The sequence below is a fragment of the Halanaerobium congolense genome (assembly GCF_004366375.1).
GTDB lineage: Bacteria > Bacillota > Halanaerobiia > Halanaerobiales > Halanaerobiaceae > Halanaerobium > Halanaerobium congolense.
In genome coordinates this window covers 1-15,603 of sequence record NZ_SOEF01000021.1, presented here as the reverse complement: position 1 = coordinate 15,603, position 15,603 = coordinate 1, and the positions used below count along the sequence as shown (strand labels likewise).

The 15,603-nt window shown below is 34.3% G+C and carries 14 protein-coding genes; all 14 read right to left on the bottom strand.

Going from position 1 to position 15,603, the window contains the following annotated elements; genetic code table 11:
• Positions 1 to 6: 6 nt before the first annotated feature.
• Positions 7 to 3,252 carry an SNF2-related protein gene (locus tag C7954_RS08545; protein ID WP_089716273.1) on the bottom strand — a complete coding sequence of 1,082 codons (3,246 nt, stop codon included), beginning with the start codon at positions 3,250 to 3,252 and terminating at the stop codon, positions 7 to 9.
• A 206-nt stretch (positions 3,253 to 3,458) separates the two neighbouring features.
• Positions 3,459 to 3,845 (bottom strand): rod-binding protein, encoded by a 387-nt coding sequence (locus tag C7954_RS08540; RefSeq protein WP_223174562.1) that lies wholly within the window; start codon positions 3,843 to 3,845, stop codon positions 3,459 to 3,461.
• Positions 3,846 to 3,871: 26 nt separating this feature from the next.
• Positions 3,872 to 5,005 carry a flagellar basal body P-ring protein FlgI gene (locus C7954_RS08535; protein WP_089716274.1) on the bottom strand — a complete coding sequence of 378 codons (1,134 nt, stop codon included), beginning with the start codon at positions 5,003 to 5,005 and terminating at the stop codon, positions 3,872 to 3,874.
• A 72-nt stretch (positions 5,006 to 5,077) separates the two neighbouring features.
• Positions 5,078 to 5,656 (bottom strand): flagellar basal body L-ring protein FlgH, encoded by a 579-nt coding sequence (locus C7954_RS08530; protein WP_133505461.1) that lies wholly within the window; start codon positions 5,654 to 5,656, stop codon positions 5,078 to 5,080.
• 35 nt (positions 5,657 to 5,691) lie between these two features.
• On the bottom strand, positions 5,692 to 6,633 hold the full coding sequence (gene flgA, locus C7954_RS08525) for a flagellar basal body P-ring formation chaperone FlgA (RefSeq protein WP_134059543.1): 942 nt from the start codon (positions 6,631 to 6,633) through the stop codon (positions 5,692 to 5,694).
• A 74-nt stretch (positions 6,634 to 6,707) separates the two neighbouring features.
• A complete protein-coding gene (gene flgG / locus C7954_RS08520; protein ID WP_089716277.1) occupies positions 6,708 to 7,496 on the bottom strand; it encodes a flagellar basal-body rod protein FlgG in 789 nt (262 codons plus the stop codon).
• A 167-nt stretch (positions 7,497 to 7,663) separates the two neighbouring features.
• A complete protein-coding gene (gene flgF / locus C7954_RS08515) occupies positions 7,664 to 8,419 on the bottom strand; it encodes a flagellar basal-body rod protein FlgF (RefSeq protein WP_089716278.1) in 756 nt (251 codons plus the stop codon).
• Between the two features lie 12 nt (positions 8,420 to 8,431).
• The gene (locus C7954_RS08510; protein ID WP_133505463.1) at positions 8,432 to 9,886 is read right to left on the bottom strand and encodes a DUF342 domain-containing protein; all 1,455 of its coding nucleotides are present in this window, start codon (positions 9,884 to 9,886) and stop codon (positions 8,432 to 8,434) included.
• Positions 9,887 to 9,950: 64 nt separating this feature from the next.
• Positions 9,951 to 10,694, bottom strand: coding sequence for a sigma-70 family RNA polymerase sigma factor (locus tag C7954_RS08505; RefSeq protein ID WP_089716280.1), 744 nt, complete (start codon positions 10,692 to 10,694; stop codon positions 9,951 to 9,953).
• 37 nt (positions 10,695 to 10,731) lie between these two features.
• Positions 10,732 to 11,094: a hypothetical protein gene (locus C7954_RS08500; protein WP_089716281.1), complete on the bottom strand. Its 363-nt coding sequence runs from the start codon at positions 11,092 to 11,094 to the stop codon at positions 10,732 to 10,734.
• Positions 11,091 to 11,729: a flagellar brake protein gene (locus C7954_RS08495; RefSeq protein WP_223174563.1), complete on the bottom strand. Its 639-nt coding sequence runs from the start codon at positions 11,727 to 11,729 to the stop codon at positions 11,091 to 11,093. Before C7954_RS08495 ends, C7954_RS08500 begins: the two co-directional genes overlap by 4 nt.
• 21 nt (positions 11,730 to 11,750) lie before the next feature.
• Entirely contained in the window at positions 11,751 to 12,653 is a 903-nt protein-coding gene (locus C7954_RS08490; RefSeq protein WP_089716283.1) for a MinD/ParA family protein, read from the bottom strand.
• Positions 12,646 to 13,920, bottom strand: a complete 1,275-nt coding sequence (flhF, locus tag C7954_RS08485; RefSeq protein ID WP_133618016.1) for a flagellar biosynthesis GTPase FlhF — start codon at positions 13,918 to 13,920, stop codon at positions 12,646 to 12,648. The genes C7954_RS08490 and flhF overlap by 8 nt, the downstream gene beginning before the upstream one ends.
• Positions 13,921 to 15,501 carry a flagellar biosynthesis protein FlhA gene (locus tag C7954_RS08480; protein WP_276330806.1) on the bottom strand — a complete coding sequence of 527 codons (1,581 nt, stop codon included), beginning with the start codon at positions 15,499 to 15,501 and terminating at the stop codon, positions 13,921 to 13,923.
• Positions 15,502 to 15,603 lie beyond the last annotated feature (102 nt).

The following is a 15,603-nucleotide window of genomic DNA, read 5'->3' as shown; positions in this document are numbered from 1 at the left end:
TTAAAATTAATACGAAAGCAGATCCTGAATATCTTCCCAGCTGATAGCTTTAATAGGATTAACATTATTTTCAATTATATTATCAAATAAATTTTGTTTTCGCTGCTGCAGCTTGAGCATCTTTTCTTCAACTGTACCTCTGGTTATTAGCTTGTAGACCATAACCCGATTTTCCTGGCCCAATCGGTGAGCGCGATCTGTAGCCTGTCTCTCGACCATCGGATTCCACCAGGGATCAACATGAACCACCATGTCAGCAGCTGTTAGATTAAGTCCAACTCCACCTGCCTTTAAACTAATCAGAAAAACTTCAACTTCGGGATTGCTGTTAAATTCCCTTACCTTTTCCATCCGTTTTCTAGTTGAGCCATCAAGATAAAGATAATTGATTCCCTGCTGCTCAAAATCAGCTCTAATCAGCTTCAGCATTTTAACAAACTGACTGAAAACTATAATTTTATGACCACCACTTAAAGCATCAGAAATCAGTTCTCTCAAAGCCTCAAGCTTACCTGAATTATGAGCTCTGCCTTCTTCTCCCAAGACTAAAGAGGGATGATTGCAGATCTGACGGAGCTTTGTTAAAGCAGCCAGTACATTAATGCGAGAACGATTAAATCCCTGATCTTCAACTGTCTGCTCAAGCTCACCTCGTACCTCTTCTAAGACAGCCTGATAGCTGTCTTCCTGCAGCTGAGTCATACTGACCGGATGAATATTAACTATTTTTTCCGGCAGCTCTTTTAAAACATCTCCCTTGCGGCGTCTTAAAATAAAGGGAGCAACCCGCTCTTTTAGTTCTCTCATCTTTTCCTGTTCATTATTTTTATTAATAGGATTTAAAAAATTTTGCTTAAAATAACTGTAATTACCTAAATAACCGGGCATCAGAAAATCAAAAATTGACCAGAGTTCTTCTACAGAATTCTCAAGTGGAGTTCCCGTTAAAGCAAGCCTGGTTTCTGCCTGAATATTTTTAACAGCCTTGGCCCTTTTAGTCCGGTGATTTTTAATATGCTGAGCTTCATCTAAAATTGCAAAAGAAAATATAATATTTTCTGCATTCAAATCTTCTACATCACGAGCAATAGTTGAGTAGGAAGAAATTATCAAATCATACTGATTAAAATCACCGCGCATCGCTTCCCGCTCTGCTGGTGTGCCGTAATAAACAAGTGTTTTTAAATCATCAAAAAACTTAGCTGCTTCCTCCTGCCAGTTATAGATCAAAGTTCTCGGGCATAAAACTAAGGCCGCTTTTTCAGGCTCCAAACTTTTCAGCAGAGTCAGCATCTGCAGGGTTTTCCCCAAACCCATATCATCAGCCAGAATACCGCCAAAGCGATATTTATGCAGAAAACGCAGCCAGTTATAGCCGTTTTTCTGATAATCGCGCAGTTTTCCCTTAACCTCTACCGGGATTTCTCTTTCTTTAACTACATTGAGACCACTTATTTCAGCTTCTAGTTCATTAAAAACTTTATTCCCTCTGAAGTTAATCCCACTTTTTTCTACCAGATTTTTATAATATAAAAGATTATGATAGGGAGCCCGATATCCTTCAGCTTGAGCCTCAGCATCCTTCAACATCTGCTCAATTTTTTCTTCCTGAGCTCCACTCTCTAAAATATAATAGTGATTCTCGAGTTTAACATAGGCTTCTCCCTTTTTATTATAGGAAATCAGCTGCTGCAGCTCCTGACGGCTGTAAGTTTTACCTCCGAGATTATAGCTGATCGAAAAGTCAAACCAATTGATTCCCTCACTATCGTCAATTTCAATAATCGGCTCCAGTTTAACTTCCTTAATTTCTATCTGGTCAAAACTTTCACTGCGCTCAACATTCCAGTCTTCAGGAATATGGGTCATTCCATCTGTAATAAATTCCTGAATCTCGTTGTTATCCTTAATTATAAAATGCTCAGGCTTTACTTTAAAATTATAATCTTCCAAAAAATTGATAACTTCTGCTAGAGCTTTATTATCTCTCCCATACCAGAGTTTTGGATTTTCCGAATCTCTTTTATAAATATTCTGTTCAGTGTCCAGACCGAGCAGCTCAGTGTTGCTGTAAGTCTCTCCGGCAAACTCCACCTCCAGCTGACAGCTGATTTTCTGCTGCCTGTAATCAAGATTTAAATCAATACTGGGGCTTTCTTTAATCAGCTCAAAACCCTCTAATTCTGCTGAACGCTCCAGCTTGAGATTTTTCTCAAGAGTTGGCAGAATTTCAAATAAAAATTCTCCCTGGTGCTGCTCAGGTATCATAAACGAGGTGGGAAGCTTATCAAAATCATAAAAATCAATTTTGTGCACAGTATTTTCTATTACAGTCCAGCGGCAGTCTTTTTCACCACCCTGATAAATAGGATAATCTTCTTCTTTTAAAGTGATTTCAATCCCATTTAAATCACCTTCTAATTTAAGCTCCGGCCGCAGAGTTTTTCCTTTTTTGACATAGGATCCATTTTCCTCCAGCTGCAGCTTAAAAACCTGACTTAAGTTTAGCAGAAAGTCCAGGTTTTTTTCATTTTTACTTAAAAGTAATGAACTCCCCCGCCCCTTGCTTTTTAGTAAATCTGATAAATCTTCTAAAAGTTTTAACTCTTTACCGTAAAAATATTTGTGCAGCAGACTTTCTTTATAATAAGCATAACTTCCATCTTCATTTATCGAATTAACAACTTCCTCCAGCTCGCGCTGACTCAGATAATCCGAATCAAAAATCAACTTAAAGTTCACTAAATTTGTATTTAGGAGACCTTTCACACTATATCTTAATTTTGGTATTTCATTTTCATCATAATTTTTAGCAATTTCTTTTAAGTTTTTAAAACTGCGGTCAGCAAGCCTCTGTTTTACAATATCTGGTCCAGCTTTCTTTTTTGAAAAATCAGGCTCTGAATCTGAAGTTGCCCGCACTTGTTCTGCTGCAGGCTCATATTCAACCTTAGATGAACGAAAATCTTCTTCCATAAATTTATGGAGCACAGCTACCTCGTGTTTACAGAATTCCTCCCAGTCATAAGGACAATCACAGCTGCTTTCAACGTCAATACCTTCTCTTTTTAATTTGATATCTGTATTCACCTGATACTTTTTTGTTCCTGAAACTCGGGCTGAAATCTGATAATGATTGGGTTCTTTTTTCTTTATTCTATACTGCAGAACACGTCCAATATTGTAATAATTAATTCCTCGCTGATATATTTTATTTGAAACTAAGCTTCTAACAAAATTTTTATTACTCATTCTTTCAGCTCCTGTGTTGCTTACTTTTTTCTGACATTTTGTGATTAATTTCGAGAAACGTTTTTTCCTTTTAAGCAGTCAATTTGAAGACTATATTTAATTATAGTATATTTAAGCTGATAGAACAATGATAATCTAGAGAAAAATAACTAAAAAATCTCTCAATAATATAATTCTACTGAGAGATTTCTTTAACTAAATTAATTTTATTTAAAACTTCTTAATTGTGCAACCAACTTTTTGTTTAATTCTGCTAACAGTCCCTGTTTGCCAGCCATTTGACTGTATTCTTTAGTCAGCATATCTGAAAATATATCTTCTGCATAACCACCATCAAGCAACTTATCCTCCGATAAAGTGCTTTTCATTTCAGAAAACATTTTTTCTACAAAAATAGCAGTAAATTTCTCTGCCTCTTTTTCTAATCTTTCCATTTCTGCACTATTATTTGATGCTTTACCTGTTTTATTAGCTTCATTTTTTATTTTATTACGCATTTTAAGAAGATTATTTTGGCTGTGTTTTTCTTTTTGTAAATCCATCTGATAATTAAATTGATTTTGATTTAAAGTATTAAAATTAAATTCAATCACCTCCTGCTTAGAAAAAAAGTCCAGAGTTATCTCAATTCAAGCTCAGCATGTAAAGCACCCGCAGCTTTAATTTTCTGGATTATAGATATAATATCACGTGGAGTAGCTCCAATGGCATTTAAGGCAGTAACAAGATCTTCGATCGTATTTTCCTGACGAACAACAACCAAATTACTCTCTTCACCTTTATCTACTTCAATCTGAGTTCGCTCTGTTTCAACAGTCTCGCCACCACTAAATGGAGGAGGTTGAGAAACTTCAGTACTGGTAGTAATTTTTATTGAGAGGTTACCATGAGCAACAGCAACAGTAGAAATTTTTACATTATGAGTAAAAACTACAGTACCTGTCTTTTCATCGATAACAACCCTAGCCTCAACACCAGGTCTCACCGTCAATTTATTAACTTCTGCAATAAAATCTACCACATGATTTGAATAGCTTTCAGGTACCGAAATATTAACAGTTGCTGAATCAACTGCTTTTGCTGCTACAGCAGAATTTAAACTACTGTTAATACGTGAGGCAATCTGACTTGCAGTTTCAAAATTAGGATTCTGAAGCACGAAAGTAAGATTCTCCTGATTAATCTTTCCCCCCGGCTCTCGCTCAATAAGTGCTCCACCAGGAACCCAACCTGCAGTAGGGTGGTTTTCTCGCTGTGTATTCCCCCCACCTCTGATATTATAGCCGCCGATAGAAACTGCTCCTTGAGCTGAAGCATAGACATCACCATTTGGTGCCCTCAGAGGTGTCAAAAGAAGAGTTCCACCCTGTAAACTATCCGCATCTCCAAGTGAACTTACAGACACATCAATTTGATCACCATTATGAACAAATGGAGGTAAAGAGGCTGTAACCATAACAGCAGCAATATTACCACTGCTTACCTGATTGGCATCTACATTAACCCCAAAATTCTCCAGCATATTTGCAACACTCTGCACTGTTGCCTGGCTTCGAGTAGAATCACCACTATCATTGAGTCCAACAACAATTCCATATCCAATTAACTGATTTTCTCTTACTCCTTTGAGGCGAGTAATATTTCCTATTTTAACTTCAGTATTTTGTGCAGCTGCAGCTGCTGAAATTATAAAGAAAAATATTAAAGCAAAAAATATAATTTTTTTATTCAAAACAATCTTTAAATTAAACAAGTTACCCCTTCTTTCAGTAATAGCTAAAACAAAACACAATCAATTTTGTTTAAAAATAAATTTACTTTAAATTTAAAAAACAAAGTTAAAGAATTTAGTTAAAAGTCCACTCTTCTGCTTATCTCCAACAGGTCCTTCACCTTCATATTCTACATTTGCAGAAGCAACTCTTTTTGAAGAAATTTCATTATCAAAATTAACATCTTCTGCCCTAATAACTCCACTTAATAAAATCGTCTGAGTTTCTCCATTAATCTTAACTTGTTTTCTCCCTTCAATCTCTAAATTATTATTATCATCAATCTTAACAACTTTAGTGGTAATATCTGCTTCCAGAGTACCACTTCTCTGAGTGGAACCATCAGCAGATTCGGAATCAGAATAACTAAAATCAAAAAACGGCAAGAAGTCTAAAAAGTCAGTTCCACCGCTGGAACTGTAATCACTATCCTGACTGGTACCTGTATTAGCACTCTGAATAGCACTTGCATCTTCTTCTATAACAACTGTAATAATATCTCCTATCTTATATTCAGGATAATCTTGATAAAAATTAGCAGAGTTATCACTCCAGAGAGAATTTGCACTCACAGCTGACGAAACTAAGACTAAAATTATTGAAAACAGAATTAATATTTTTTTTGTAATCATTTTTTACACCTCAATCTAAATCAAAGATAATATTATCAGGGAGACAAATACTTCACTTCATTTTCAGAGATAACCTCTACCTGAAAGCGGTAACCTGAATTTTCATTCTCAACAGTTATTTCATCTCCCAATTTACCGCGCTCACGAGCAGTGACATAACTGCTCAAAACAACATTATTTTTAACTATTGTCACTTTTAAACGATCTCCCCACTGAACTAAATAAGGATTCTTAATCAACTGATAGCTGAGATAGTCTCCCTTTTTAAGAGTTGTTTTAAGTTCTTTTTTTTGCATATTTTCCCAGCTGCTAACCAGCTGATCAGGATTTTGATAAATTACTTTTTCTACAATTTCAAAATCATTTCTATTTAAGGTAGAATTATAATGTAGATCTTTTAAAGATCGAAAAACCTGTTTTTTAATACCCAATTTAAATCTATAATATAATCTATTTTGAACCACACTATCTTTTACCACTTCTATAATTAGATTGTTATTACCAAAGTTAAAGTGCGAATGAGATGCAAACTGAAGCTCATACTCACCGTTACCGGCAGCAATTTGATAACTTTTAGGATTATTTAATTCTTCAATAACTAATTTTTCTGAGTCAAGCTTAAAAGCCTCAGTTAGCTTTTCTTCTACAAAAGCTCTAACTTTAGAAATATCAATATAAGCAGCTTTTCTTTCAATAGTTATTTGTTTGGGCATTTTTAATCTAAAATCAGCAGTATCATAACCTAAATTTTTAATAGATAGTTCTACTAAAACTTTATTTAAAAATTTTTGATACCCAGGCTGGGGTGATTTAGCTAATTTTAAATTTCTTAATTCAATTAACTGTTCAGAATTAAGCTCAGCTTCGTTAAATTCTGCAATTTCACCGAGATAAATATCAGCAGATTCTACAAACTCATTTTGTTCTATTTTCAGTTCAAAAGCAGCAGCAGAATTAGAAATTAATAAAAGTAACAATAGAATTAAACAAATCTTTTTCAAATCTTTTTCACCTCAATAAAATCAAACTTAAATAACAAGTTTAAAGTTGATTAGCGTTTAAGTTGATTAGCTGTCTGCAGCATTTCATCTGAAGCCTGAATCGCTTTTGAGTTAGTCTCATATGCTCTCTGAGCAGCGATCATATTTACCATTTCTTCTACAACTTTCACATTAGACATTTCTAAAAAGCCCTGAGTAATTGTTCCGGTTCCATTAGTTCCTGGAGCTGACTGATTGGGCATTCCAGATGCAGTAGTCATAGAATAAAGATTGCGTCCTTCACTTGCCAAACCAGCTGGATTAGAAAAGTTATAAAGCTGAATCTGCCCAGCTTCCATCATCTGATCTGAGTCATCAGGTTTATAACTTACTGTACCATCTGAAGTAATAGATATGCTTGTTGCCTCCCTTGGAATATTGATCTGAGGATCAAGATAGTAGCCATCAGCAGTAACAATATCACCATTACTGTCCATCTTAAATGAACCATCTCTTGTATAAGCAAAATTACCATTAGGAAGCTGGATTCTAAAAAATCCATCTCCCTCAATTATCATATCCAAAGGGCTGTCAGTATTTTGAATATTACCCTGGGTAAAAATTTTCTGGGTACTATTTACTTTTGAACCATGTCCTATTTCTATTCCAGTTGGAACTTCAGCTCCCTGAGCATTAGGTGTTCCGGCATCTCTCATATTTGTATAAATTAAATCAGCAAAATTAATTTTGGACTTTTTAAATCCACTTGTGTTAACATTGGCCAGATTATTAGAAATGACATCAATATTTGTCTGCTGAGAATTCATCCCTGTAGCAGATGTCCATAAAGCACTAATCATTTTGATCACTCCATAAATTTTTATTTTTCTATAAATATTGATTTATCTGCCGTATCTATCAGTCAACAGCAGTTTCTCAGCTTCCTTTACAGGTCCGGCTGATTTCTAAATCAAAATTTATAACTAAATCTTAATACTAAATATAATAAAAGTCTCTTATTAAAAGCCTAAGCCTTACCAACTTCATTAATTACCTTTGATAAACTCTCATCCATAGTTGTTATTACCTTTTGATTTGATTCATAATGCCTGCTTGTTTTAATCATCTGTACCATCTCTTCTACAATTTTAACATTAGATGTTTCGAGATAACCCTGAGCTAAAACTGCTTCTGAAGCAATAGATCCGTTACTTTCTTCAACTTCCAGGTAAAGATTATCTCCCTGCTGAATTAATTCTGCAGAATTTTCAAAATTAACCAGAGCAATCTGGCTTCCTTGAAGACCATTATTAAAACGAAGAACACCATTTTGATCAATGCTAAAGTCTTCATCAGCTATTAACTGAATTCTTTCTCCATTAATATCAAGAACGGGATTTCCTGACTGCGTTACCAGTTCCGAGTTATTATTAATAGTAAAGTTGCCGTCACGGCTGTAGCGAATACCGGCCTCAGTTTCAATTGTAAAAAATCCTTCTCCCTGAATCGCAAGGTCAAGCTTATTATTTGTTCGCTGCAGATCACCCTGACGCATATCTTTAAAGCTTCTCTCCAGAAAAGCTCCTGTGGAAATTTCACCAATTTCCTCACTATTTCTACCAGCTTCAATTCGCTCTAAAAGCATTTCTGGAAAAGAACTTGTTACAGTTCCGCTCTTTTTAAAACCAGTGGTGTTTGAGTTTGCCAGATTGTTAGCACGAATATTAGACTTTTTTTCTAAAACTCCCATACTGGAAGCTGCTGTGTAGAGCCCTTTAATCATTATCTCACCTCCTTAATCTGAAATCTGTCTGATTTCCTTATTTACTTCCTTAAATTTACAGCCTTTTAATCTATTTTGAATTATTTTTTTATCATGTGCTGTTAAAATTTGAACTCCAGAAAATATACTTTTTTTAACATGAACTAGTGCTTTTGTTGAAACATTTATTTCTTCTTTTAATTTCTCTAGAACTGCTTCATTTTCCCGCTTCTCATCAGTCAACTGAACACTGGCAGTTTCTAACTTTTCTAAAAGATGCCTTTTATTAGCTGGAAGTTTAATTCCTCGCTTCTGAATATTTTCTAAGAGTTCCACACTTTTTTGAATTTTATTTAAATCATCTATTAGCTTCTGATTTTTATCTTTAGCTTCTTTTAGTTTTTCTTTTAATTCCGGCATCATACCGATTTCAACTAAGGTTTTAGTTGCCAGACTGGAACCAATCAAGTTTGCAGTGATTTGATTACGAGCAGTTATTTTACCTCCGACAATTAGGCCTTTACCCTCAGTAACTTCTATACTATCTCTAGCCTTGATTTTGCTGTGCATAACAGCCTCATAAATTCTCACATTTTCTGCTTCAACAGAAACATTTTCAATAAATTTAGCAAAAAAATCTCCAGCAGCTTTAGCAGTTCCTTTATTGCGGCCAATAAATCCTTTTTTAATCAGGATATTACCACCACTTATTAATTCACAGGCTCCTGCTTTACCAGCAATTTCAATATCTCCTTCAGCTTTAATCTTAAAACCCTCTTTTACATCACCATTGATCTGAACACTACCTACAAAATCTATATTGCCTGTATTTAAATCTACATCCCCATTAACTGTAAAAACCTCTTTAATTACAATTTTTTGAAATTCGCGCACTATCTGCCCGTCAACAGCTGAGTAAAGGCTGTTGTCTTTTTTGACAGTATTTTTTGAACGCGGTAATTGAGGATTTTCAACTTTCGGAGGTAATATTTCATCCCCTTTGATATTGATACCTTTTTTACCTGGTTCTGGATCTACTTTAGTAACTATCGGTTCACCAACTCGAACATTATTAATTAAATCAAGTGAGTGGAAATCAATTGTACCATCATCACGCATTGTTCCTGCCTGTCTCTGTTTTTCTTCAAAATGATATATTAATTTCCCATCTTTTCCAGGAATAGGAGGCTTTCCTTCTGCTATTAAGATTTTTTCAGAATAAACTTTATTTTCAATGATTTCTTCTATCTTTTCCCAATCTATTCCATAACTAATTCCTTTTTCGCTGAGGGCTTTTTCTACATCTTCTAGACTAATCTCGGTTTCTTTAAGATTTTGATTGTCTTCAGTATTTTTATTAATTTCACTTTTTTCTGTGTCTTCTACTTCATCTATTTCTTCATTTTCTTTGATATCTTCTTCTACTTTATCAATTGTTAGAAAGGCTTTTAATCTATCATCTGCGATTACAATTTCAAGATACTCCAAATCACTTACCTCCTAATATAATTAATCTCATTATTTACATTTTATCATGTTTTAAGTAAAATTTCTAAAAATATTCTTTGGAACGACTTAACATGCCTCTCAATCTACTCACGGCCTGTCTGTGAAGTTGGGAAACCCTTGCCGCTGAAAGCTCCATAACCTCTGCAATCTCAGCCTGAGTTAGTTCTTCATAGTAATAAAGTGAGATTAAAAGTTTTTCTTTTTCTTTTAAGCGGTCTATTTTTTTAGCAAGTAATTCTACAGCTTCTTCCTTTTCAAGTTTATCAACCGCTTCTTCAAGATCAGCTGCGATAATCTCTATCAATTCTACTCCATTAAAATCAGTCGAAAGTGAAATATTATCGGAAATATTCTGGTAATATTCTAAAGTTCTAATTCTATCAGGATCTAAGTCAGTAAGCTTAACTAAATCCTTTTCTGTTATCTTTTTACCTTTTTCTGCTTTTAAATCATTCTTCGCCTGCATCAGTTTTTTTAGCTGGCTGCGCATCCCACTTGGAAGCCAATCTTTACGGCGCAGATAGTCTATAATCTCACCCTTGATCCGCGGCAGAGCAAAAGTAGAAAAATTATAGCCGCGCTGATAATCGAAATTCTCAACTGCTTCAATTAAGCCGATAATTCCATAACTTTCTAAATCATCCCGCTCAATATTATTGGGCAGCATAACCATAATTCTACCAGCTGCATATCTGACCAAATCGATATGTTCTAAAATGATCTTTTCTCTAGCCTGTTGATCATCTTCATTTTTGTATTTTGCCCATAATGATTCATCTAAAAGCATTGTAATCTTCCTTTAGTAAAATTTATTATAAAATCAATTACTGTTCATTATGTTCTTCATACTCAATTTCCGGAGGATTTAAAGGAGAAAAATCTTCGCTAAATTTATCAGGATTAAAATTGTTTTCTCCTTTATTGTCTTTGGCAGCTTCAGATTCTTTGTCTTTATTTCTTTTCTGATTTTTATCTCCATTCTCAGCCCCTATCGCCTCTGAATCAGAACTTGAGTCAGAACTAAAATGAAAAAAAATCATCTGGAAAACTAAAGCAAGAAAAGTAATAGTAAATAAAAATTTAATTCCATTTATAAAGACAATCTTTAAACTACTGCCCTGCAGTAAATTATAAATCACTGTTAACACATAAGCGGTAAAACCAGTCAAAAAGGATTTTAAAATCATTGTCCTAAACCTTTCTTTCTCAACTGTCTCTGCAGACTAAAGATCCACTGAATTATTTTTTCTCTTTCTCCTGCATTGATATCCACAAATTCTACACCATATCTATAAGTTTCAAAATCATCTTTTGATTTTCTAACAATTTTACCTTTAATTAATTCACTCATATTTAATAAACTTCCAAAAGACAATTTTATTATATCTCCTTCAGCAAATTCTTCTTTTGCTTTAATCTGCACACCGCCACCGCTGATATCTAGAAGATGAGCTTCTTTTTTCATAACTGAGCCGTCTTTTTTTTCTTTATGTACTTTCATAATTCTATCAAGCTCAAGCCTAAAATAATCACGGCGCTGTATTCTCTTTAACTCCTTAGGCTCTTTTATCAATATAAAATAGATCGGCTTTTTAATTCTCTGTAAAACGACGCTTTCAAATTCATAGGCAGCTCTCTCAGTTGTAAAGTAAACATTAATCTTATCACCTTTTTTAACTGCTAAAGGTGTGCCATGTTTATAAAGTCCTGTGATAACTATCCCAGCATCAACAAAGTCTGCCACTTTTGAAAGATAGATGTCCGGATATTTATCTGATTTAAATTCTACTTCAATTTTATCATTTACTTTTAATTTATCCATCATCTCAACTCCAATAGCTTTTTAGGTATCTCCTTTAAAAAAGCCTATCATCTTATAAAAATAACTTTTAACTCCTTTTGAGGGCTTCTTTTCTCCACTAATTTTTCTAGCAATTTTTTCAAAATCTAAAGCAGCTTTGCGTTCAGGAAAAAGTTCTGAAAAAGGTTTCTGTTGTCTAATTGCATAGCTGATTTTTTTATCTGAACTTACTATTCCTAAAAGTGTTGACTTAATCCCTAAATATTTCTCAATAGTTGACATCATTCTTTTAGCAGTTTTTTGAGCATCTTTTTTGCTATCAACTTGATTGACTACCATCTTTAGAGGTCTTTTATAATTATGTTTAGAAAGAATTTTAATTAAACTGTAGCTGTCCATCACAGAAGTAGGTTCAGTTGTTAAAATTATAATTAATTCGTCAACAGAACGAATTGTATTAACTATACTCTTCGATGCTCCAGCCCCTAGATCAATAAGAAGATAATCAAAATCCTTTTCCAGTCTCGAGCCAATATTGATTAATTTATTAATTGAATCTTTATCATAATCAATAAAACTGTCGTCACCGGTAATTCCACTTAAGAGTTTGATTCCAGCCGGTCCTTCACAGATTGCTTCATCTAAACTACAATCATCCCGCAACAGATGCCCCAGGTCATATTTAGGCTGAACTCCAAGCATAATATCAAGATTAGCCATCCCAATATCACTATCAATGATCAGCACTTTTTTCCCCAGTTTGGCAAGTTGATAGGCAAAATTGCTGCTAAAGGTAGATTTACCAACTCCACCTTTACCACTTGCCACAGCTATTGTTCTGGTGGATCTGCCATTTTCCTCTGCTTCATTTTTTTCAAAACTATTTTTTATTTTTTCTTCCTTTTCTTTCATCATTTCTTTTAGTTTAGCAGCCTGACTATGCATAGTAATCACCGAATAAATATTTTCTAATATTAGCAGCCTGAGCCACTTCAATATCCTCTGGAACATCCTGACCAAAACTTAAATATGAAAATGGTAGGCCGTAATTTTCTTTAAGGTTAATCAAATCACCATAACTTTCAGTTTCATCTAGTTTAGTTAAAAAAAGATGATCAGGATTAAAGATGCTAAATTTATTAATAATTCTCTTTAAATCACTACTTTTAGTATTCAGACTAATCACCAGCTGGCACTCATCGATAAAATCAGCTTCAGTATACATCTTAAGTCTCGCGAGCTGCAGCTCATCTTTCCAGCTGCTTCCCGGAGTATCAATCAGTACTAAGTCACAGTCAGCAAATCGGCTGTCAATTAAATCTTTTAGATTTTCTCCACTGTAGGAAACTGCAAAGGGAAGATCAATAATATCACTGTAGGTCTGCAGCTGCTCAACAGCAGCTATCCTGTATGTATCAGCGGTAATGAAGCCTACTTTTTTATTTTTTTCCATTGAAAAAATAGCTGCTATCTTGGCCACATTCGTTGTCTTTCCAACTCCAGTTGGTCCAATAAAAGAAACAACCTTCTGCTTTCCAGCAACTTCTATACCGGAATTAAAATCAAAATACTGCTGACAAAATTCAGGCAATTTTTCTTTAAGATCCTCATTTTGAACCAATTCTGTTTCCAATTCTTTGATAAATTTTGTGATAAATCTTGACTCTACGCCCTGATCTAAAAGATAGTTATATAGATTATTATCAGCAGCAGAAATCGAATTATTAGATTTCTGGACACTTTTAATTTTTTCAGCCAGAGCTGCTTTCGCAGATTTTTTGCTCTTCTTAGCTTGACCATGCCGCAAAGCCTGACTGGAATCTTGTCTTTCATTTTGAGCTTCATTTTTAATTTCTACTTCATTTTGAGATTGATATTTTTTTTGATCACTAAGTTTTCTATGAATTTTGAACTCAAAACTTTCATCCTGATCACGAATATCGAGATTTTTTCCCTTTGTCGATTCGGGATTATCAGTATTTTTTACTTCATTGATAAATTCCTTGATTGGATTAATATTATCTGGATTAACAGCAGCAGTTTTAGACTCAACTGCAGCTAAAATTTCAACTTTAGTCTTCGCAAAAAAACCAAAAAATCCACCCTCTTTATACTCTCTGCGATCTATAATAACTGCTTCAGGACCTAGATCTGCTTTCACCTTAAAAATGGCATCCTGAATAGTTTCTCCTTTATATCTTTTAATCTGCATTTAATTTACTACCCCCTGTACCTGTAAGTCTATATCTGATTCTAATTCATTAAAGGATAGAACTATTAAGTCAGAAAAAGTCCGGTGAACCATTTCTTTCAAAGGGCGTCTAATCATTGGTGAGGTAAGCAAAATTGGATCTCTTCCTTCTTCAAGTAAACCCTTCACCTGACTAACAATTTTATTAATAATATCTTGAGCCTGAGCCGGTTCTAAAGACAAATATCGTCCCTGGTCAGACTGCTCTACTGAATTTATTAACTGTTCTTCCTTTTGTGGATCAATTGTAATTGCATAAAGAGTATTATCTTCTGCAGTAAACTGATTGCTTATCTGTCTGGATAATCCCTGACGCACATATTCAGTTAAAACACTCTGATCTTTAGTTCTTGGTGCATGATCCGCCAGAGTTTCTAAGATAATAAGCAGATTATTAATTGGAATTTTTTCCCAGAGTAAGTTTTGCAATATTTTCTGAATTTCACCTAATTTTAATAAATCAGGCATCAGTTCGTCAATAACTGCTTCATTATCTTCTTTAAAATTATCAATTAACTTTTTAACTTCTTCTCTTCCTAAAAGCTCATGAGAATGTTCTCTGATTACTTCTGTTAAATGAGTTGCCATTACAGAACCAGGATCTACAACTGTATAGTTTGCAAGTTCTGCATTTTCTTTCTGGGATTCTTCAATCCAGAGTGCCTCAGTCCCAAAAGCAGGCTCTTTAGTTTCAATTCCAGGAATTTCTTCAAAAGTATTTCCGGGATCCATAGCTAAAAATTTATCTGGATAAAGCTGATACTTGGTTAGTTCCACCCCGTGCAGCTTTATTTTATACAAATCTGGCGGCAGCTGTAGGTTATCAACAATTCTAATTGGCGGCAAAATAATTCCTAATTCAACTGCAATCTGTTTTCTAATATTACTCACTCTATCTAAAAAATCTCCTCCCTGTTCGGGAAGTACCAGAGAAATCAAATTATATCCTACCTCAATCTCTAATTTATCAACTTTAATCAGCTGTTTTAATTCTTCTTGACGCATCTCTTGTTTTTGTTCTTCGCTCATTTCTTTTGTCTGTGGTTTTTTCTTTTCCTCAAGCTTATCAGTTTCAGCGGTTCTAACTATTAGATAAGCAAGTACAGCAATAAAAGTCGCTAAAAAGAGAAAAGGAATGGTCGGTAGTCCAGGAACAAAACCAATAACTAAAAGCACCCCAGAAGCAATGAATAAAGCTTTCGGCTGTTTTAAAAGCTGTTCTGTCATTTCATTTCCCATATTATTATCGGAAGCTGCTCTAGTAACTACCATACCAGTTGCAGTAGAAATTAAAAGTGCCGGTATCTGTGAAACAAGTCCATCACCAACAGTTAAAAGTATATAGGTCTGAGCTGCCTGGGCTATACCCATATCCTGCTGTAAGACACCAATTACTAATCCACCTACTATATTAATAAAGGTAATTATAATACCGGCAATAGCATCACCCTTAACAAATTTGCTAGCACCATCCATAGCTCCATAAAAATCAGCTTCCTGCCTGATTTTTTCTCTTTCACGTTTTGCTTCTACATTATCTATAACACCCCACTAGCATTGCATAAAAATATTTAAGAAAAGTCAAGTTCTGTTTTTAACGAAAATACTTGCTTAAAATAGAAAAACTCCTTATAATTGGGATTA